Origin of the sequence: Bacteroides sp. L008 (assembly GCF_040812255.1) — a bacterium.
Classification (GTDB): Bacteria; Bacteroidota; Bacteroidia; order Bacteroidales; family Bacteroidaceae; genus Bacteroides; species Bacteroides vicugnae.
In genome coordinates, this window is the sequence record NZ_JBFNXO010000001.1 from 2454365 (window position 1) to 2476240 (window position 21876).

Here is a 21876-nt window from a genome sequence, read left to right on the forward strand (position 1 = left end):
AAATATTTATCAAACTAAAAATTTACCTATGATGAACAAAAGAGTATTAAACAGTTTTCTCTATGGAGCACTGTTGTTTTCATTAGGAACAGGAGTTGTTTCCTGTAAGGATTACGACTCGGATATTGAAGGACTGAACAACCGTATCAGCACGGTTGAATCTGACATGGATAGATTCAAAGAAAAGATTGAGGCTGCATTGAACGCCAATCTGACAGTACAGAGCTGGTATCCCAGTGAAGACCAATCACAATACACAATTGTATTAAGCAACGGAGACGAATTATATGTACAGGCTTCCAATAAAGCGACTCCTTTCTACCAGTTCAAGGTGGAAGAAGGTACATGGAGATACACCAAAGACAAAGGTGCAGGCTGGTACAAGGTGTTGACATTCGGCACTGAACAGGAAATCCCCGGAACAGATAAAGACCAGTTATACTACGACAAGAGTAACGGTTACATCTACATCCAAAAAACAGAAGGACTGGTGCAAACCACCATCACAGCTGATAAAGACACTCCGATTCTGGCAGAGAACAAAGAGAATAAGACGCTCTCTGTCTATATCTACGGTGAAAACTATATCCTCCCCGTACAGGGCGGTGGTTTCAGCGGTATCAGCTCTATCCTCTTCCAAAAACAATTTGTTTTTGAGGAAGACGAGTTCCTGGAAGCAGCCAGCTATACTAACAAACTAGGTAAAGTGGTTACTGCCCATACAGCTACCGCCAAGTTCAAGATTCTGCCTAAAGACATCGACTTGTCCGAAGCAGACTTCCAGTGCGCGGATATCCACGAATTGAAACTGACACGTGCGGAAGTGCCTCAACTGTTGGTAAATACCAATAAGAAACTGGACGAAAACGGCCTCCTGACCGTAGAACTGACTCCAAGCAACATGACAGCTCCATACTACGGTGCAGTGTTGGAAATCACATTGGACAAGACCACTACCAGTTCCAATTATTTCGTAGTGAAACCGACTTCTTACAGCGCCAGCAACGGTCTGTTTGCTTATCGTGAAACACGTACGCTTTATCAGGACTCGGAATCTCTGAAATTCATCAGCACCGAAAGTCTCGACCTTGCTAAAACAATAGGCTGGGGATTCGGCGAAAGCGGAGAAGTGAAGTTTGTAGACGAACTGGGATTCGGTGAATTGGCTATTGAAACAACTTATGAGTTGACAGAGAACCCAAATAACACATTCGAAGTAACAGATAAAGGTGTGTTAACCGCTAAAGCTGCCAACAAATCAGGTAAAGTGAAAGTGACTTATACTGTTGCCGAAGAAGAATTCTCTAAAGAAGTATTGATTTACTCACAAGATGAATCGACTGCTAAAAATGGTATTGGACTGACAGGTGTAACAGAACTGTTGAGCAATATCGAAAGTCTTTATAAAGGTACCAAAGTCATCAAAGTGCACAATGCTCAAACCACATTGGAAAATATGGGTGTTACTGCATCTAAAGCATGGAAACTGGGTACTCAACTTAACGGTGGCAGCTGGGAAACAATCCCTATGACTACAAATCTCGCAACGATTACACAAGAAACCGAGTTGGCTAATGGTGAAGTATGTCTTTACTATGATGCGGCTCAAAAGGCTAATTATCTATTGGTAGGTCCTCAAACTGAAGGTATAGATGGTGCTAACCTGTTCGCTATGAATGACGAGGGGACAGACAAAGCAGCTTTCACACTCAATGAAAAAGAAGTGGGATTGTATATAGGTAATGTAACTTCGAAGTACGTAGTAGAAGCTCCGACAAAGAAACCTGAATTGAATATCATGATTTACGGTAAGGCTGGTATCAACAATGAAACACCGTCCATACGTTTGGGCGAAAGATATACAATTCCGGGTGTATATGATGAAACGGAAGGTTATCACTTTACTAATGTGGATCTGCGCAAAACGTTATATAACTTCAAACCTGCCGATGCAGAATTCACCATCACGTTGAACAAAAACGATCAGAATACAAAAGTAAAAGAAAGATGGGATGCCAATAATGTAATATGGGATGCTGCCAATTACACACTCACACTGGTTCGTAACAGCCCGCACATGCAGTTATTCCAGCTTAATTTCAATGACAAGAAGATCAATGAAATGAATGAAGCTGACAACGGCCTCAAGTTCTCGTGGACATTCAATGCCGGAAAGGGAGAGGTGAAATCCGAAGGTAATGAACAGTGGTACATCAAAGACCCTGTACGCCAACCGGGAGAGCATACAATTTACATGGGTAGTGATAAACAACCGAATGCAACAGGAGTTGTAAGCAAAGACTATGAAATTAAAGTTTCTGAAATCACCGGTGATGACACGAAGACAAAAATGGCAGACTTGGAAGTAGGCAAGAAATACTACTTGGGGAACTATTTTAAGAATCATGCTTTCTGGACGAATGGTTGTTCTTGGGACGTATATGGCGGTCCGACCGGTCTTACTGGTACCAAGTTGCCTGTATTGCTGAAATATGACTCTGCCGGAAACAAGATTGTGATGACTGACTATTGCAAGAAATATTTCTGCAAACAAAACTATTCTTTGGTTTTAGAGCCACAAGGAAATGAAACGAGTAGCACATTGGACGTAAACAGCGAAGAACAATCTTTCACATTGAAAATTGTTCCGACCACTACTAACTTCCAATTCAAGTTTACCTTTATCAGCGACTACTCCAGTCAGAATATGTTCTTCAGAATCATCGAAGGATAATTCCGGAACCTATTCATAATAGAGTATCGTTATGATATTGAACAAAAACTAATCTATAAATAGCCATGCCACTAAATCGTAAGCTTGTAATCTTCGTTTTTTGGCATGGTTCTTTTTATTTTTCACATGGCATTTATGTCAAATTCATTGCAACATTTAGTTTTTCAATGCAGAGATTTAGTTTTTTCTGTGCATAGATTTAGGATTTTCTATGCATAAAACTAGAGGAGTTTATGCAACGGCATAGTTGTCATATTGCAACGGGACCATAGTCATCTTATAGTAAGACAAATGTCACCTTATAAAGTGCTATTTGTCACTTTATAAGGTGAACAGCAATTTAAAAAGAAAGAGAAACCTATAAAGATACAAAATTAATCAACGAAAAACAAGAGCAAAGACAATTAAGCACATATTAAGTGTACATTAAGCGGTACTTCATTCTAATATTTATTGTCGAACCGTACTTTTATACCAAAATTATTATTAACTTGTAATATCATGAATAGAATCAGCAAAGTATTTCTGGCTTGTGCGTGCAGCGTCCTCTGCATGAACGGACAAGCACAAAGCAATGCTACATGGACAAACGACTTCTCCAATGCCGGAGAAACATTGAAAGTGGTGGGTCGGGGAACATGCAGTATTGCCGACAATGTATTCCGTTCGAAAGGCGCTTATGCCGTATTCGGTCATCCCGAATGGAAAAACTACTCCTTTTCTTTCAAAGCCCGTGCCCCTAAAAATGCCGAACAGGTGCAGATATGGGCGAGCTTCCGCAATTACAACCGTTTCGACCGTTATGTGGTAGGTATCAAAGGCGGACTGCAAGATGATCTTTACCTGATGCGCACCGGATATATGGGTACGGACGAATTTATGGGAGTCCGCCCGTTAGGTTTCCATCCTGTACCGGGAGAGTGGTATCGTGTAAAAGTAGAAGTTTGCGGCAACCGTATCCGCATATTCCTCAACGACGAGAAACAACCACATATTGATCTTGTAGACAAGAATGCCGACCTGGTACCATCAGGTGAAGTTGCTCTGGGTGGAGGATGGATAGAAACTGAATTTGATGACCTCACCGTTACTCCGATGGCAGACGATGCACTGAAAAACGTGAAAGTGGCAGAATATCAAAAGAAGGCCACTCCTGCGGAGAAAGAAAACAAACGCCGCCAGGAACGGGCTTCCTATACTTCCGCCAAACTGGCAGCGCTCACCGGCAGCCGCACAGACATCACGCTGGATGGCAACTGGCTCTTTATGCCCGACTATCAACTGGACAACAAGGATAAGGCTGTTTCGGTACAAACGAACGACCAGGACTGGCACATCATGTCCGTTCCTAACTTCTGGACACCAATCCGTATCTGGCTGCATGGCGAAACGATGCCCTCTCCTACCGGTGCACAACCCAAAGGTGTGTCGGACACCTACTACCAACAGGAAACCGACCGCTGTGAAAACTATACATTCGATTATCGCCGGGTGAAATATGCCTGGTACCGTCAATGGCTGGAACTGCCTGCCAATGTGGAAGGCAAAAATATGACACTGACCTTCGACGCGGTCTCCAAAATTGCCGAAATCTATATCAACGGAACATTAGCCACTTCACATCTCGGCATGTTCGGTGAAATTCAGGTAGACGGCAGCCATTTGCTGAAACCCGGTAAGAACCTGATTACCGTAAAAGTGACACGCAAAATGGATGGAAGCGCATCGGAATCGGCAAATGCCATCGATTTCTTCTATTCTTCCGTACGTGAAAGTGAGCAGGAAGATGCCAAAGTGGAAGTGAACAAAGATGCTCTGCTGAAAGAAATTCCTCATGGTTTTTATGGTGACGAACCTGCCGGAATCTGGCAACCGGTAAAGCTGACGATTACCGACCCCGCAAAAGTGGAAGATGTCTTTATCAAACCGACCCTGAATGGCGCTACCTTCGATGTAACCCTAAAGAACCATGGTAGTAAAAAGAAACAGTTCGACCTTTATACGGATATCATCGACAAAGAAACCGGTGCTGTACTCTATTCGGGATTATCCATACGGAAACTGAATCTCAATGCAGATGAAGAGCGCATGGAAACCTATACGATCAGCGATTTGAAACCTCGCTTATGGACACCGCAGCATCCCAACCTGTACGATTTCAAATTCCGCCTGGTAGCAGATAAAGGAACAGAACTGGACTGTCTGACAGAAACTTCCGGATTCCGTACTTTTGAGGTGAAAGACGGACTTTTCTACCTGAACGGTAATAAATACTGGTTGCGCGGCGGAAACCACATTCCTTTCGCACTGGCACCTAATGATGAAAATCTGGCCAATACTTTCATGCAACTGATGAAAGCCGGAAACATCGACGTAACCCGTACACACACCACTCCGTGGAACAAACGCTGGATGACAGCTGCCGACCGTAACGGTATCGGTGTTTCATTCGAAGGCACATGGTCGTGGTTGATGATTCATTCCACTCCAATTCCAGACCAGCGTCTGATTGAAATATGGCGTAACGAGTTTTTAGGATTGCTGAAAAAATATCGCAATCACCCTTCACTGCTCTTCTGGACAGTGAACAATGAAATGAAGTTCTACGACAATGACAGCAATCTGGAACGTGCCAAAGAGAAATACCGTATTATTTCGGATGTAGTGAAAGAGATGCGTCGCATCGACCCTACCCGTCCTATCTGCTTCGACTCCAACTATCAGGCCAAAGGCAAGGATAAGAAATTCGGTGCTGACTTTATGAGCAGCATCGATGATGGCGACATTGACGATATGCACGGTTATTACAATTGGTATGACTACTCGGTTTTCCGTTTCTTCAATGGAGAATTCCAAAAACAGTTCAAGGTAACCGACCGTCCGCTTATCAGTCAGGAGATGTCTACAGGTTATCCCAATAATGAAACGGGGCATCCTACCCGCTCCTATCAGCTCATCCACCAAAATCCTTATACACTGATCGGTTATGAATCTTATGACTGGGCAGACCCGGCTTCCTTCCTGAAAGTACAAGCATTCATCACGGGTGAACTGGCCGAAACGCTTCGTCGCTCCAACGACCAGGCTTCGGGTATTATGCACTTTGCATTGATGACATGGTTCCGTCAGACATACGATTATCAGAACATTGAACCGTACCCCACCTACTATGCTTTGAAACGGGCTTTACAACCTGTATTGGTTAGTGCAGAATTGTGGGGACGCAACTTGTACGCAGGTGAGAAACTGCCTACACGCATCTATGTGGTCAATGACCGTGAAGACGGTACGGATCTGCAACCGTCCCTGCTTCGCTGGGAAATACAAGATGAAAGCGGAAAGTGCCTGGCAAGCGGCAGTGAAAAGATTCCAGCTGTGAAACATTATGCGCGATACTATGCCGAACCTGATATTCAGTTGCCGGCCAATCTGCCTGCCGACAAGACAAAAGCCAAACTGGTATTAAAACTCACAGAGAACGGTCTGCCAATTTCTGCCAATGAATATGAGTTGTTGCTCACTAATAAAGAGTGGAATGTAGGTCAGGTAGACCCAAACAAAAAGATTGTATTATTGGATAAAGATAACACGAAAATGGTATTTGACTTCCTGAACATCAATTATCAACCGATTTCTTCCATAAAAGAATTGCTCAACAGCAAACTGAAAGCTGACCTTTGCGTTATCTCCGGTCTGACAGCCTGCACTGACGAAGAAAAGGAGCTGATCCGTGCTTATCAGTCAAAAGGTGGAAAGCTACTCTTCCTCAACAGTAAGGAAGCCGTCAAAGCTATATATCCTGAATATATCACGGGCTGGATTATCCCGACAGAAGGCGATATCGTAATTATGGAACGCAATGATGCTCCGGTGTTCAATGACATCGATGTATTGGAATTACGCTATTTCAACAACAATAAACGGGAAATTCCGCAAGCATGTACCGCTACTCTGAAAGTCCATCGCCACAAGAACGTGACGGAACTGGCAGGACAGATGAAAATTCATGCTTACATTGATGGTGGAAAACCGGAAGACCGCATCGAACGAATAGAATCTATGCGTGGACTGACGATGTTACAAATAGCTGACGGAAAGGGAGAAGCAATGATCTCTACCATGTGTACGGAAAAGGCAACGACAGATCCGGTAGCTGGTAAGTTAGTAGTGAATATGATTAATTGCCTGACTACCAACAAATAGGAATAAGGTAGAAAACAGAAATAAAAGAGAGGACAAATGTCCGAAAGGTTTTGAATGAATAAACTCCCTCTTACTTTGCCGTGAGGGGGAGTTTTCGTTTTAAAGTCTTTCGGACTTTCGTCCTCTCTTTTTTATTTCAGAAAGGAAATAATCGTTGTAAAACGAATATCGCATTGTGCAATATTCATCTGATCGTATATCTCTTACCTTTAACAGTATCAAAAGCAATCCGGTCGTCAGCGAGTACTCTTACCTTAGCACCGGAAACTTTCAGACTCTTTGCATCCGGATATTTAAGCATACACTCTGCACCTGCATTAGAAAGTATTTCAATCGAAGTGATTTTCCCTTCTTTCCAGGTTACATCCACTTCAAAGTTTCCCCTGGCTTTCATCCCTTTGAACGCACCGTCTTTCCATACATCGGGCAAAGCGGGAAGCAACTCGATATATCCTCCCTGACTCTGCATCAACATTTCCGCAATCCCGGCTGTACAACCAAAGTTTCCATCAATCTGGAAAGGCGGATGCGCGTCAAAAAGGTTGGTATATACACCACCGAAACGGCCTTGGGGAACAGTCAGTTTCATTGCACTCCGCAATAATGCATGAGAACGGTTACCATCATGCAAACGGGCCCAGAAATTTAGTTTCCACGCTTTACTCCAGCCTGTGCCCTCGTCTCCACGGGTATTCAATGTCACTTTCATGGCATTTGCATATTTATCATCTTCTTCGCTCCTTCCGATCACAATCTGCGAGCCCGGATGCAGCCAGAAAAGATGGTTCGTATGTCTGTGCCCACCGTCTCCGGTAACGTCTTTCGTCACTTCGTCCTTCCACTCCATCAATTGTCCGCCCAATCCTATATTCGGACCGGAAAGTTTGTTCATTGCAGTCTCTATTTCTGCAATCTCCGGTTCTTTATCCTTACCTAACACCTTGCTGGCTTTTATCATCATATCGAACATCTCTGCTATCATAGCTTGTGAGGTGGAGCAACCTAATGAAAACTCACCATGCTCGGGAGAATGTGAGGGGTTTGCCACCAAAGTACCGTCCCGCTCATCCGTCCAAAGGTTATCCACCCAGAAAAGAGCCGCTTGGAGCATGACATCATAATACGCTTCTAAAAAGTCCTTGTCGAGATTAAACTGGTAATATTCCCAAATATCCTGGCACATCCAAATAGCTCCTGCCGGAAAATGATGGGGAGTGTCTTTCTTGGCCGGAGCCGTATTACCCCAAATATTATTTTCATGATGCGTCACCCATCCACGTACATTTCCGCCATCGGGCTTGCAATAATATTGTTGTGCCGTATATTTTCCGCGTGGTACGAGGCTCTTTACATATTCTACCATAGGCAGGTGGCAACGGGATAGATTAGTAGGCTGCGTAGGCCAATAATTCATCTGCACATTGATATTGGTGTGATAGTCGGAATTCCAGGGATTGGAAAGTCTTTCTCCCCACACACCTTGCAAATTGGCAGGCAGAGAACCTTCTCTTGAAGAAGAAATCAATAGATAACGACCAAATTGGAAATACAACATTTCCAAGTATTGATTTTCGGATTCCGAGTTGGTATGGGCATCCATGCCCTTCAACAGGCTGTCCGTAGTTGTAACGGGTATTCCCGGCGGATTGCCCAGATTCAGTTTCATTCTGTCATACAACGAATGGTAATCTTTCTCGTGGGTAGCCAATAAAGTGGTGTATTTTTTATTGGTCGCCTTTTTCAGCGTAGCCTTCACTTTATCCAGCGGTTCTTCTCCAGAGAAATAATGATAAGAATCGTCCATGCATTGCACATAGTTCGTTGCAGCCGACATCAATACGATGATTTCTTTGGCATCTTCTATCTTCAATTTCTTCCCGTCTACTACCGTAATCTTTCCGCCTGTATGTTTCACTAATAGTTGCTGGGCGTATTTCAATCCATTCTTCCAATGATCTCCTACACGCTTGTCACCACTCATCGGAGTAGGATATCCTGTCAGGGTAATCGTATTGTTCAAAGCCCGGATGACCTTGTCGGTATGCAATGACTCCAAAGATATCATACGTGAAATCTTTCCTTTCTTCGAATCCGATGTCAGACGCATCACCATGATATTGTCCGGATAACTCATAAAATACTCCCGTTTGAAGGTTATTCCTCCCTCTTTATAAGTTACCCGATGAATGGCATTGTCGATATCCAGCGTCCGAGTATAGTCAGAATAGGCAGGTTCGGAGGTAGCCGGATTTACAACCTCTACAATGATATTACTCAATGTTTGAAAAGAGCCGAAATGCTCTTTAGTTCCCGCCAGTTTATCTATGAGGTTTCGTAGTTCCGTACCGTTACCATCCCCCTCATAATTATGGGTAATCAATTTTCCGTCTGCGTCAATATAAGCGGAATGATTTGCAGTAAAATCATTCATCTTCTGCTGTAACAGCACACGGGTTTTATGAAGATAACTTTTATTCGTTTCCGGGGTTCCCAAATGCCCTCCGTTATAAGACGGATCTTCGCCAGGACCTCCTGACCACAAAGTATGTTCATTTGTCTGAATAACATCTACTTCCACACCTCCGAAGATCATAGCGCCCATATAACCGTTACCGATAGGCAATGCTTCGCTTTCCCACACTTTTGCGGGTTTGTTGTAAGTAGCTTTCAGGGGTGGCTGTTGGAAACGGGCAGCCATTGTTGTTTCCGCCATCAGGCAGCATAAGAATAGTGCGTTTATACACCGCAAATACTTGTTTTTCATAATACAATAAATTAAAAGTCGGGCTGTGTAAAAGGTACAGTTAATACATCGATTACCCTTTACACAGCCTCAACAACTATGATACAATCTATAAATTAATGACAGTTTGCAGACGAATATCTTTAGAGGAAGCACCGACCATAATGTCGAACGCACCTTGGGGAACGATGAATTGTCCCAATCCTGCATCCCAATAACGAAGTTGCTCTTTATCGAGTTCGATTTCCACCACACGGCTCTCTCCTGATTTTAAAGGAATACGCCGGAAACCTTTCAACTCTTTAATCGGAACGACACCTCCGGTTTCCGGAATCCGCACATAAACCTGTGCCACTTCATCCCCTTTCCTCTTGCCGGTATTCTTCAAGCGGAAAGAAACGCTGACGGTATTTGCACCGTCTTTTACTTTCAAATCGCTGTATTTGAAAGAAGAATAACTAAGTCCGTAACCAAAAGGATAAAGAACGTCTCCTTTAAAATATTTGTAAGTACGCCCTTTGGTTATATCGTAATCATCGAAAGCAGGCAATTCATCCAGAGATTTATAATAAGTGAGCGGCAAACGCCCGGCTGGATTGTAGTCACCAAATAATACGTCGGCAACGGCTGTTCCTCCCTGTTCACCCGGATACCAGGCATTTACGATGGCAGGAATATGTTCGTTCATCCAGTTGACAGCCAGTGAGCTTCCTGCTACCAATACAACGATTATATTCGGATTTACTTTATAGATTTCCTGCAAGAACTCTCTTTGGTCTGCCGGAAGCTGAATATCGTACCGGTCCTGTCCTTCACGTTCTATTGACTTATTGATTCCCATCACAGCAACGACCGTTTCACATTCGCGGACTGCTTTTCCGGCCTCCCCATACAAATCGAGACGGGTCGCTTTTCCTACCTGCGGCACTTTCCATTGTAATTTTGCGATAGCATAATCCCGGTTATCATAGTATTCCGCTTTTAACTGATAATCTTTCCCCGCTTCAAGATAGATGGAAGCAGAGTCTGTAGATACCGCATGAGCCGACCAGGCGTCAATCAACAACTGGTTGTCAATACTCAAACGACAACCATCGTCGGAAGTAAAACTAAAAGTATAACGACCGGAGATAGTCGGTCTCAACTTTCCCGTCCAACGAACGGAAAGCGGAGATTTAGGAAGAAAAGGATCGGGCGCCTGATTGGCAGGCTCAAAATTAATCCAACCTTCTTTACGTACTTTAGGCGTACCCTCCAATGCAGTGTTTTCAAAATATTCTGCTTTCAATCCTTCCGGAAAGTTTTCTCCTTGAATCAGTTCCAAGCCGTCGGCAGCAGATTTCCAGGGTGCATACACTACTTTCACTTGATCGCTTGCCCTGTCTTTTATACCTTGCAAAACGGAAACCGGATCTACTACCGGCGCACCGCTATAATCACCAAACTCACATTTACCGGCATTGATACCTACCACGGCTATTGACTTCACCTTATTAACATTCAATGGAAGCATATTATTCTTATTCTTCAATAAAACAATGCACTCCCGGGCTGCATCCAAAGCAATCTGTTGATGCTCTTTCGAGCCGATCACCGACGGAGAGATTCTAGTATACGGATTTCGTTCAGTTCCATCAAAAAGTCCCAGTTTCATACGCGCTGTCAACACATGGCAGGCAGCCGAATCGATATCGGCATCCGATACCATGTATTGTTTGTAAGCATTCAACAGATATTCGTCATAGACATCATCTCCACATTCCAAATCCAATCCAGCCTGAATGGATAGAGTGGCAGCCGCCTCTTTCGTCTTTACATACTTATGGGCGTTTACCAATAAAGAAGGTCCCCCACAATCGGAAACGACATATCCCTGAAATCCCCAGTCCTGACGCAACACTTTTTTCAGCAGCCAGGCATTTAGTGTACAAGGCACATCGTTCAACGCATTGTAAGCAGCCATGATAGAAGCTGCCTTTCCTTCCTTCACACACATTTCGAAAGCCGGGAAATAATATTCGCGCAGTTGCTTTTCCGAGATTTGCGGATTACAGACAAAACGGTTATGTTCTTCGTTATTGGCAGCAAAATGCTTGGGAGTGGAAACAATCTTCAAATAACGCGGATCATCTCCTTGCAAGCCTTTCACAAAAGCCGTTCCCATCACTCCGCTTAGAAAAGGATCTTCCCCATACGTTTCCGGGGTACGTCCCCAACGGGGATCACGTGCCATATTCACCGTAGGTGACCAAAAGGTCAGTACATCACTAAACTGCTCTTTTTGCTCTCTCCCCTGATCGAGTTCATTCCAACGGGCACGCGCCTCATCCGAAATCACAGTAGCCACCCGTTTTTGTAACTCAGGGTTCCAGGTAGCTGCCAGTCCGATAGCTTGCGGAAATACAGTGAAACGTCCCGGACGGACTACTCCATGCAATGCCTCATTGCCATGATAGTATTTATCAATGCCCAAACGAGGAATACCGGGAGAAGTAGCACGCAGCAAACTAATCTTTTCCTCCACTGTCAGGCGGGAAAGTAAATCTGCCACCCGTTCGTGCACAGGAGCGTTTTCATTCTTATACAACTCTTGCGCATGTATCAATGAGCAAGACATCACAGATAAAGTACCTGCCAACAAAATCTTTTTATACCTGTTCATTATCACCATTTTTCTATCATATTTTCTTTTATAATTGTTCGTAGCACTTGCTCCGGAATCACTTTCCCACTTTCTAATCTACAGGGCCGTCCATCAACAAACCATGTTTCTTGTTCTTTACATCATGAGAATTGAAGTCGGCTCCGTATGTTGCAATTCCCATTACACGCATCATGGAATTCCAGGAGACATTCGTTTCTTTCGTCTGTAAACGATAGTCAATCACAGACAACACCTGATTTACATTCTCTTGTAGAGGATAAGTCACTAAAGCTGCTCCCCCGGGTTTCTGCAATGCTTCACATAATACGACCTGCGCACACTTCCAATGTTCGGGAGACGTATTGAACAAGCTCCAGTCTGTACGGGAGGCTTTTAATACGATATTCCCCTTTTCGGTCAATGCTCCGGATAATCCCTGTTTTAAGATGTAGCGGTCACCCTCCATCTCACTAAAATACAAATCGGGGAGTTCAAAATAATTTCCCCAGGAAGTATTTCTGTTCATCTCTAAAGCCGTAGCTCTGCGGTCGGTCAGTTTTACTTTCTCCGGCAACCAGTGACAGAAGTCATCACTCAATTTCTGTCCGATGCTCAATGCCAGTACCATTCCCCCTTTCTTTTTCCATTTTTTCAAAGCTGGTTGTATGCGCTGCAAATCTTCGGCTGTCACCGATTCGGCATCTATGATCCATAAGTTTGCTTTTTTCGGCTGGTCTGTTAACCCCAAACCGGCTTTGGTTATGAAATCCATTAAATCCGGACGAGGCTGTCCAATCAGACAGGCAACAGGATAAACAGGAGAAGGATATTCCGGTTTCACCGGATGTTTTACTTCTTCGAATGTAGTCCATTCACTGCCTTTGAGTGCGGCTTTCAGTGCATTGAACATGGGCAAAGGTTTATATAAAGGAAGCAATCAACGGTTTATTCAAATCTTTGGGAAGGTCTTCCTGTTTCAGGCCATGAGAGGCAGGAATACGAAAGTTACGACACAACCATCCCATGCGGATATATACCCAATGTTCCGGATAGCTAGGGAAATAGACCGAACTCGGTGTATACGGTCGTGGTGTCCCTGCTCCAACCTTGCTACCTCTTCCCCAGTCATTGACATTGATTGCAGAAGGGATTTTAATCTTTACTTTTTCCCATTTGCCGGGTTGGGGAGCTATCAGTTCCGGAGCTATCCCGGAACCTTTTTTCCATGAAGAACGACCTTTCATTTCACAAATTACCATTCTCATTAAATGCCGTTATCGAGAAATAATATTCCGAGTCTCTGTTAAAATAACGGGCTTCATATTGATTGTCAAATACCGTCACTGCGTGCGTTAACTTATCTTTCTGTGTTCCCCACCGTAACACGTATCCGGTAGCCCCTTCTTGTGCATCCCAAGTGAAACGGTACATTCGTTTATCCTCCGAATCCCGAATTGCCCGGAAGCCTGTCACCTTAGAAGGAGCAGCACCTTCTCCTTTACCAAATACACGGAAACCGGATAAAGAGAAGCACCCATCCATCTCTTTAGCGTTACAAATTCTCAAATAACGGACCTTCACGGGTTTATCCAACGTAAACAGGCGATGAGGCTCATCTTTTCCATTCTCTGTTTCATCAAACAAATTCATCCATTTTTTCCCATCTGCCGAACCTTCGATAAAAAATTGATAAACAACGGGAGGGTGTGGTGCGAAAACCTTGAAGTGATGGTCGGCAAAATTCACGTGTATACTATTTACCAACATTGGAGTCTCCAAATCAACCTGCAACCATTCGCCCTTTTTTCCGGTTTGAGCAGCCCACCATGTTTCAATCTGTTCATCATTTGCATTGCCCGGTTCATAGCCGGCAAGAGACGAAGAAGCCTGTACCGGTTTCCGGTATGAAAGCAGATTCCATCCCATACTCAAATCTGTTTTATCAAAATCAACTTTCCGGTTAGGAATATAGAAAGGATAATCCGACCAGACTGTGTGAGCATATATACCGTTGCGACTGGATACAGCAACCGGGAAAAGTCCCAACCGCCGTTCAAACATATGACGAACGGAAATGATCATGGAAGCTACGTGCCAGTAGTTTCCATACTTATCCCGAAAAGTATGTCCGTGTCCTGCCCCACCGATAAAGCCTCCCGGTTTAAATGAGAACGGATTGTCTTCCACATATTCAAAAGGCCCCAAAGGAGTATCTCCTACATAGATTCCATCGCCATAGATACGATATTGAGTACCCGGAGCCGCATATTGCAAATAGTAACGTCCTTCATATTTCAGCATACAAGGTCCTTCGTTCCATCCCTGACGCGGTTCTTCATTATTCTTTCCGGGAACTTCCCAGCCATACTTGTCTCCATGATGCGCGATCAGTGCTTTGGCTTCACCCAACGCACGAAAACCGTCTTTCGGATCTACTTCCACCCCCATAATCGGGTCCTTATCCGAACACCCCCAATACATATACACCTTACCGTCCTCATCACTATAGAAAGCCGGGTCGTGAAGCCGGTAGGTCAGTTTGGTATCTACAGCCTCCCAAGTATCTTTTTCCGGATGGGCATTTTTGAAAATCTGTGTTTTCCCACTGGAAGTAGTAAAATAGAGCGTATCTCCTATTGGAAGAATGGTAGGAGCATAATCTTCCAATGTGGGGATAGTCGTACAAGGAACATATTCCCAGTCGGCCAGATCTTCAGAGCGCCAATATCCACCGGACTTGGACGCAAATAAATAATAATAGCCTTTAAAATACTCCAATACCGGATCAGCAGCTTCCCGACGCGATTCGTCTTTCGGTTGAAACCGGTAGTTCAGATTCATCGGATTAGTTACTATCCGATGTTGGGCGATTCGCTTTCCTGATGAACAGGAAGTGATACATCCTGCCAATACGCTTGCAATTAATAGATGAGTAGATCTCTTCATGGTGTTTTTCTTTTTATTTATTCCGGTATTTGTGTCATTCCCAGTGATCTGTACGAAAAGGCGATGCCGGCAACCCTTCCTCATTATACAGATTACAACGCGGGCTATTGGACGATGTCCTACATCATATTTATCAACCGGATGCAAATCGAACGGGTCGCCAACATCAATCGTTACCGCCATCGCAGTATTAGGCAGGCTCAGTGCTTTCAACTGACCTTCGCGCACCCAACGCCAACCGTTCCCCTCAACAGAAGGCTCCTGATCTACAGGCTCAAAATTAGGAAGCTGTACATATACAAAAGGAAAATCTCCTATTCCCCATTTCTCCCTCCAATCTGTAATCATCCGGGAAAAAAGTGTCGCATATTCTTTTGCCGAGCCACCGGAATTAAATTCACCCTGATACCAGATTACACCTTTGATACTTAACGGAATTAAAGGAGAAATCATGGCGTTAAACAGATTAGCCGGGCCGTTATTTCCACCGTCCGGTTTACGTGGATTGGGTGGACGAGGTACTCTGGGTTCCGGTTTGGCGGGCGCTGGTTTCCCATCGGCTTGTGCAGCCCGTACGGCTACCGCCCATTCTTTCTGTGCCTGATTCCACTCTTTACCTATTGTTTGATCCCATTCTCTGACTGCTGTATCAAACTCTTTCTGCTTTTGCGGATAAGTAGCCAGTATTTCCGGATTATCTTTCACATTTTTCTCGTAAGCAGCTACATAATGAGCCAATGCTGGCTCCTGCTTTAGCCCGGAAAGGCTTGTCCAAGCTTCTGCACGTGTACCACCCCAGGCGGACTGTATCACTCCTAACGGACGTCCGTTTGCAACGCGCATATCACGTGCAAAGTAATAGCCAGTAGCAGAGAAACCCTGCCCATTTATTTTTGCCAGCATCTCCGGAGTACAAAGCACCCACCTGGCAGCCCGTTCGGGACTGGCTGTTCCTTGAGGAATTTCAATCTCCGACAATGGCTGTAGCGATGTATTTTTAGGAACAAAGAATAAACGTAACAATGAATCTTCCGAATGAGCTATATCATCAGCATATTCTTTTCTGACCTTGATCCCCCACTCCATATTTGATTGTCCGGAAGCAACCCATACATCACCTACCAGTACATCCGAATAAACCAGTTTATTTTTTCCGGTAATAGTCAGCGTCTCTCCTTTTTTCTTCGTTTTTACCGGCTTCAATTTTACCTGCCATGTCCCGTCGGCATTGGCAGTGGTTCTCACTTTTTGTCCGGCAAAGAGTACTTCAATGTTTTCTCCGGCATCAGCCCATCCCCAAATCGTAATCCGGGTATCTTGCTGCAAAACCATGTGGTTGCCGAAAATCAAAGGCATCCTTACATCTGCTTTCACTTCCGGCAATCCCAAGATAGCGGACAGTGACAGCAAGCACGAAACCAAAAGTAATTGTTTCATTTTATCAGGAATTAGATGAAGGTGATGGCTCTACAGAGCCACCATCTTATATTTAGTAGTAAAAGCAACAGGTTGCTTGTTGTCTTTATCCAGTTTGAACGGAATCAGTTTTTCTTCTCCGGCTCCCAGTTCATAATGAATGGCATCCCCTGCTTTTTTGCCGTCAACAAACATTTCCACCTTGCCAATATCCATCAGCGTGCCATTGTTTTTCACGCTGACCCATACAGTCTTTTGATTCTTCGTCAGATTCTCTTCCACTTTGGATATAGAAAGGATAAAGTCGGCACCGAATTCGTGCGTATAGTTAAGCATACCGGTCACCCCTTTTTTCTTATCGCTGTAACCCACACTATGTTTAATCTCATTCTTGGCCACATAGTCAGGACTCATGCCACCGACACATATTTTGAATTCTCCTTTTTCCACTACTCTGTCCATGTGGTCATTGAGCAATGAAATGTCGTATGGTGTCAGTTCAAAAGAGACGGTTTTCGATTCTCCCGGTTGCAAATAAATACGGTCGAAATCCTTTAACTCCATAACACGGGTCTTGACGCTGGCATACATATCCGTCACATACAATTGTACTACTTCATCACCGGCACGGCTTCCTGTATTCTTCACTGTAGCCTGAACCGTCACATTTCCATTCGGTTTTTCCTGTATCTTCAAATCCGAATATTCAAAAGAGGTATAGCTAAGACCGAATCCGAAACGGTAAAGAGGATAATATTCCATATCTACATATTCGTAACGACGCCCCGATGTTTTGAAATTATAATATAAAGGAAGTTGTCCTACGTGACGCGGAAAAGTCATCGGCAAGCGACCGCCGGGATTATAATCACCAAACAGTACATCTGCCATTGCCGGGCCGCCTTCCTGTCCCGGTAACCAGTTTACGAGAATAGCTTTACACATTTCCGATGCTTTCAGAATATCATAAGGACGTCCTGCCTGAAGAATCAGAATCACCGGTTTACCTGTCGCACAAACCGCTTCCAGCAATTCCTGTTGTTTACCCGGCAGAATCAGAGTGGCCCAGTCATTATTCTCGCCGCATGTCTTGCGAACATCATTGGTGGCTTCGCTGGTAGAACAATCCCCCAATACCATTACTACAACATCGGATTGAGAAGCTGCTTTTACTGCTTTGGGAATATTCGTTTCATCTGGATTTGTAAAGTCACAACCCTGTTCATAAAGAACTTTCGTTTGCTTACCAACAGCCTCTTTAATGCCTGTCAATACGGACTTCAACTGTCCGGGTAGTAATTTCGGAGTGTAATCACCCGGTTGGAGATCGTCTGCTCCGGGACCCAGTACAGCTATTGTACGCAGGTTCTTGGTCAAAGGCAGAAGGTTCTCTTTATTCTCCAACATTACGATAGATTCACGGGCTGCCTGACGTGCCATCTCTTTATGGCTGTCAGAGTTCCATCCCGGATAAATCTTCTTCCAGTCCAACGGTTTGCAGGGATTCTTTTCAAAGAGTTCATTACGGAACATGGTAGAAAGCATGGTACGACATACGTTGTCCAGATTTTCCATGTTGATGCGGCCGTCTTTGGCGGCCTGAATCACTTCTTTATTGTTATAAGTATCACCGCAATTAGTTGCAATACCGGCAGCCAATGCCTGGTTAGCAGCTTCAATCTTGTCTTGTGCCGTATAATGTTTACGGGCAGTCAGATTACCTATAGCACCACAGTCACTGACAATAAATCCGTTGAAGCCCCATTCCTGCCGTAAAATCTGTTGCAGCAGTTCCATACTCTTGGCAACCGGAATACCCATATAATCGGAGTAAGCCATCATCAAAGACTGACAGTCATAGTTTCGGATAGCATGACGGAACGGCACCAGGTGAACTTCACGCATTTCACGTTCAGACAAACCGATGTCATGCGAGTCACGCCCACCCAATGGAGCACCATGTCCGCCAAAATGCTTGGGAGTGGTAAATAATCCTCTGGACTGATATCCTTTGATCCATGCACCACCTATTTGTGATACCAATACCGGGTCTTCTCCAAAAGTCTCTTCACAACGTCCCCAACGTGCATCCTGCGCAACGTCCAGCACCGGTGACCATGCCTGCTTTGTATTGGCAGCTACCGTTTCGTCTCCGATTACCATCGCCACTTCTTCCGTCAGCTTCCGGTTCCAGGTGGCTCCCATTGCTAAAGCCTGCGGAAAAATAGTCGCTCCGCTTCCATACGAGAAACCATGTACGGCTTCCACTTTTGTGATAGGCGGTACATATAAATGAGGAATACCGGGAATCCCCCATCCTTCACGAATCAATTCCATTTTATCTTCGGGTGTCATCACTGCCAGCAGACTTTCCACCCGTTCTTCTACCGGAAGCGATGCATCCATATAACGACGGTCAGTCACTTTCCCTTTACTATCTGTCAGTACCTTCTCTGCTACCAATACTGAAATCTCCTTTAGAGAGAAAGGTTTATCCAGCTTTCCCGGCTTGAAATTCAACTTGACATGAGCACCATATTTAGGAGTGAATTTCACTTTCATCTGTTTGTCATTGCCTTCTATCCGGTAGTTTACGGGAGTTCCCAGATTCATCGGGTCATAAGTGACAAAGATATCCAATACCTCTTTCAGTTCATTTTTGTTGACTCCCTGCATCTGAAGATCCAGTTCGCAAACATCACCCGGTTGCTGGATGGTAAACATCAGCCATTGCTCGGTCTTTAGTGCCTGCGAAGGTAATGTCCACATCGTCTTTACATTTTTATCAAAAGCTAAAGCAGCATTGTCCGCATTGGCAGAAGCCGATACCGACAGTATATCACTTTGTTGCTGCGCCATTGCCATCGAACATGACAATAATCCTATTGCCAACATCCATTTCATTTTGTTTTTCATGTTATATTCGTTTTTCTAATATTATCAGAATCTCATTTATCTATTATATGTGTATTTCCAATCATTTTCAATGTACTTTCTACCAGTTTCAAAGGAGTAGCCAGCGTCGGCACAGGTGAAGAACCGCCAACCTGTATTCTTACTGTTCCCGGCAGGACCTTCCGGATGCCATTTTCATCCACACAAGACAAGTCTTCCGGAGACAGGGAAAATGTCAGGCGTTGTGCTTCACCAGACCGTAAGTGCACCCGTTTAAAACCTTTCAATGCGGTCAACGGAACCAATATCTTTTTATCAGGATGGGATATATAAAGCTGAACTACTTCTTCACCTTCCAACCGTCCGGTATTCTTCACCGTTACAGTTACCTGCACTTCCTTGTCTGTGGTGTGACAGACTTTAGGCAGGTTCAGTGAAGAATAAGTAAAATCCGTATAGCTCAATCCATAGCCAAAAGGATAAAGAGCTTTTCCGTTAAAATAGCGATAGGTACGTCCCTGCATATCATACGATTCGAAGTCGGGCAAATCACTATCCTGTGCATAAAAAGTGACCGGAAGCTTTCCTGAAGGATTGTAATCTCCCAACAATACATCAGCAATAGCTTCTCCTCCATATTGTCCGCCATACCAGGCATTCAGTATAGCCGGAACATTCTTGGCTTCCCAGGGAATAGCCAATGCGCTGCCTGTCATCATCACAAAAACCGTCGGAATATGCTCTGCAGCCAATGCTTTCATCACTTGAGTTTGAACTGCCGGTAAAGCAATTGTCGTACGGTCGCCGCCATCAAATCCATCTTTGCTGACCGGCATTTCTTCACCTTCCAGTCTCGGGCTGATACCGCCGACAAAAATGACGACATCTGCTTCCTTGGACTGTCTCATGTATTCTTTCAATTGATTTTCGGGAACAGCATCTACATGATCTACACCTTCTATATATATGACTTCTGCCCAACCATTCAAACGTTCACGAATGGCCTGCAAAGGAGTCAGCATACGGGAAGGCTGTCCATTATAGTTTCCAAGTAACGATTCCCTGCAGTCTGCGTTCGGTCCCATTACTACCACCTTTTTCAGTTTATTCTTTTGAAGTGGTAATAATTGGTCGTTCTTTAGTAATACCATTGACTCACGTGCCAGTTGTTTGGCTAAATCCTGATGTTTTCTACATTCCAGAATAGAAACAGGAATACGTGCATAATCCACTTCTTCCACCGGGTCAAACAATCCCAAGCGGAAACGAATCTCAAACAGACGTTTGACAGATACATCAATTTGTTTTTCTGTGATAATTCCGTCTTTTACCGCTTTGACCAATGCCAGATAAGCACTTTGTCCACAATCCAAGTCGGTTCCATGAAATACGGCATCGGCTGCTGCCGTTGCTGCGTCCGGATGGGTCTTATGGTGATTGAATATATCATCGATAGCGCCACAATCAGAAGTGACATATCCTTTAAAATTCCATTTATCACGCAAAATAGATTGCATCAGCAAATCATTGCCGCAACAAGGCTGCCCCTGAAAAGCATTGTATGCACACATCACGCCGGATACCTTGGCATCAACAACCAATGTACGGAAAGCCGGCAGATAAGTGTCCCACAAATCATAAGTACTTACATCCGAGTTGAAGCTATGACGGTTTTTCTCCGGCCCGCTATGCACGGCATAGTGTTTGGCACAAGCCGAGGCTTTTAAATAACGGGGATTGTCTCCTTGCAATCCCAACACAAAGGATTCTCCAATTTTAGAAGTCAGAAAAGGATCTTCACCATAGGTTTCCTGTCCGCGTCCCCAGCGAGGATCACGGAATATATTTATATTAGGAGTCCAGTAAGTTAATGCGTGATATTGGCTATAATCCTCTTTACGCTGCGCATCGTTATAGATAGCCCGACCCTCGTCAGCGATGGAGGAAGCAACTTCTTTAATCAATGCATCATTCCAGGCAGCAGCCATGCCGATGGCTTGTGGGAATACGGTGACATGATATTTGGTACGACCGATACCATGCAGACATTCGTTCCACCAGTTATAAGCAGGAATACCCAAACGGTCAATGGGAGGAGTGCTATTCAACATCTGTTTCACCTTTTCTTCCAAAGTCAAACGGGAAACCAGATCGTCGACACGCTGTTCAACAGAGAGTTGCGGATTGCGGAACGGATACGTTTCCTGTGCCGTCATCCGACTACCTACACTGCATAAAACGGCTAAACAGACTATTTTATTCAACTTCATACTATCAGATTTATTAATTGCAGAA

General features: G+C 44.3%; 9 protein-coding genes and 1 pseudogene. 2 read left to right on the plus strand and 8 right to left on the minus strand.

Annotated features, from left to right (window positions below; all coding sequences use genetic code 11):
* Nucleotides 1–28 precede the first annotated feature (28 nt).
* Nucleotides 29–2734, plus strand: coding sequence for a hypothetical protein (locus AB3G73_RS09880; RefSeq protein WP_195649710.1), 2706 nt, complete (start codon nt 29–31; stop codon nt 2732–2734).
* Nucleotides 2735–3235: 501 nt separating this feature from the next.
* Nucleotides 3236–6937 carry a glycoside hydrolase family 2 TIM barrel-domain containing protein gene (locus tag AB3G73_RS09885; RefSeq protein ID WP_298044753.1) on the plus strand — a complete coding sequence of 1234 codons (3702 nt, stop codon included), beginning with the start codon at nt 3236–3238 and terminating at the stop codon, nt 6935–6937.
* 184 nt (nt 6938–7121) lie between these two features.
* Here the strand turns inward: AB3G73_RS09885 and AB3G73_RS09890 are convergent, their stop codons facing one another.
* The 8 genes and pseudogenes from AB3G73_RS09890 to AB3G73_RS09925 form a co-directional block, all read right to left on the minus strand.
* The gene (locus tag AB3G73_RS09890; protein WP_148364644.1) at nt 7122–9701 is read right to left on the minus strand and encodes a glycoside hydrolase N-terminal domain-containing protein; all 2580 of its coding nucleotides are present in this window, start codon (nt 9699–9701) and stop codon (nt 7122–7124) included.
* An 88-nt stretch (nt 9702–9789) separates the two neighbouring features.
* A complete protein-coding gene (locus tag AB3G73_RS09895) occupies nt 9790–12351 on the minus strand; it encodes a glycoside hydrolase family 3 C-terminal domain-containing protein (protein WP_367744704.1) in 2562 nt (853 codons plus the stop codon).
* Nucleotides 12352–12415: 64 nt separating this feature from the next.
* On the minus strand, nt 12416–13234 hold the full coding sequence (locus AB3G73_RS09900) for a hypothetical protein (protein ID WP_367744705.1): 819 nt from the start codon (nt 13232–13234) through the stop codon (nt 12416–12418).
* 10 nt (nt 13235–13244) lie between these two features.
* Nucleotides 13245–13589 carry a hypothetical protein gene (locus AB3G73_RS09905; protein ID WP_367744706.1) on the minus strand — a complete coding sequence of 115 codons (345 nt, stop codon included), beginning with the start codon at nt 13587–13589 and terminating at the stop codon, nt 13245–13247.
* Complete coding sequence (locus tag AB3G73_RS09910) at nt 13570–15270, minus strand: family 43 glycosylhydrolase (protein ID WP_367745428.1); 1701 nt, start codon at nt 15268–15270, stop codon at nt 13570–13572. Before AB3G73_RS09910 ends, AB3G73_RS09905 begins: the two co-directional genes overlap by 20 nt.
* Nucleotides 15271–15492: 222 nt before the next feature.
* Nucleotides 15493–16707, minus strand: a pseudogene (locus AB3G73_RS09915) (sialate O-acetylesterase); the annotation flags it as partial.
* A 30-nt stretch (nt 16708–16737) separates the two neighbouring features.
* A complete protein-coding gene (locus tag AB3G73_RS09920; RefSeq protein WP_234132711.1) occupies nt 16738–19602 on the minus strand; it encodes a glycoside hydrolase family 3 N-terminal domain-containing protein in 2865 nt (954 codons plus the stop codon).
* Nucleotides 19603–19634: 32 nt separating this feature from the next.
* Entirely contained in the window at nt 19635–21851 is a 2217-nt protein-coding gene (locus AB3G73_RS09925) for a glycoside hydrolase family 3 C-terminal domain-containing protein (protein WP_234132709.1), read from the minus strand.
* Nucleotides 21852–21876 lie beyond the last annotated feature (25 nt).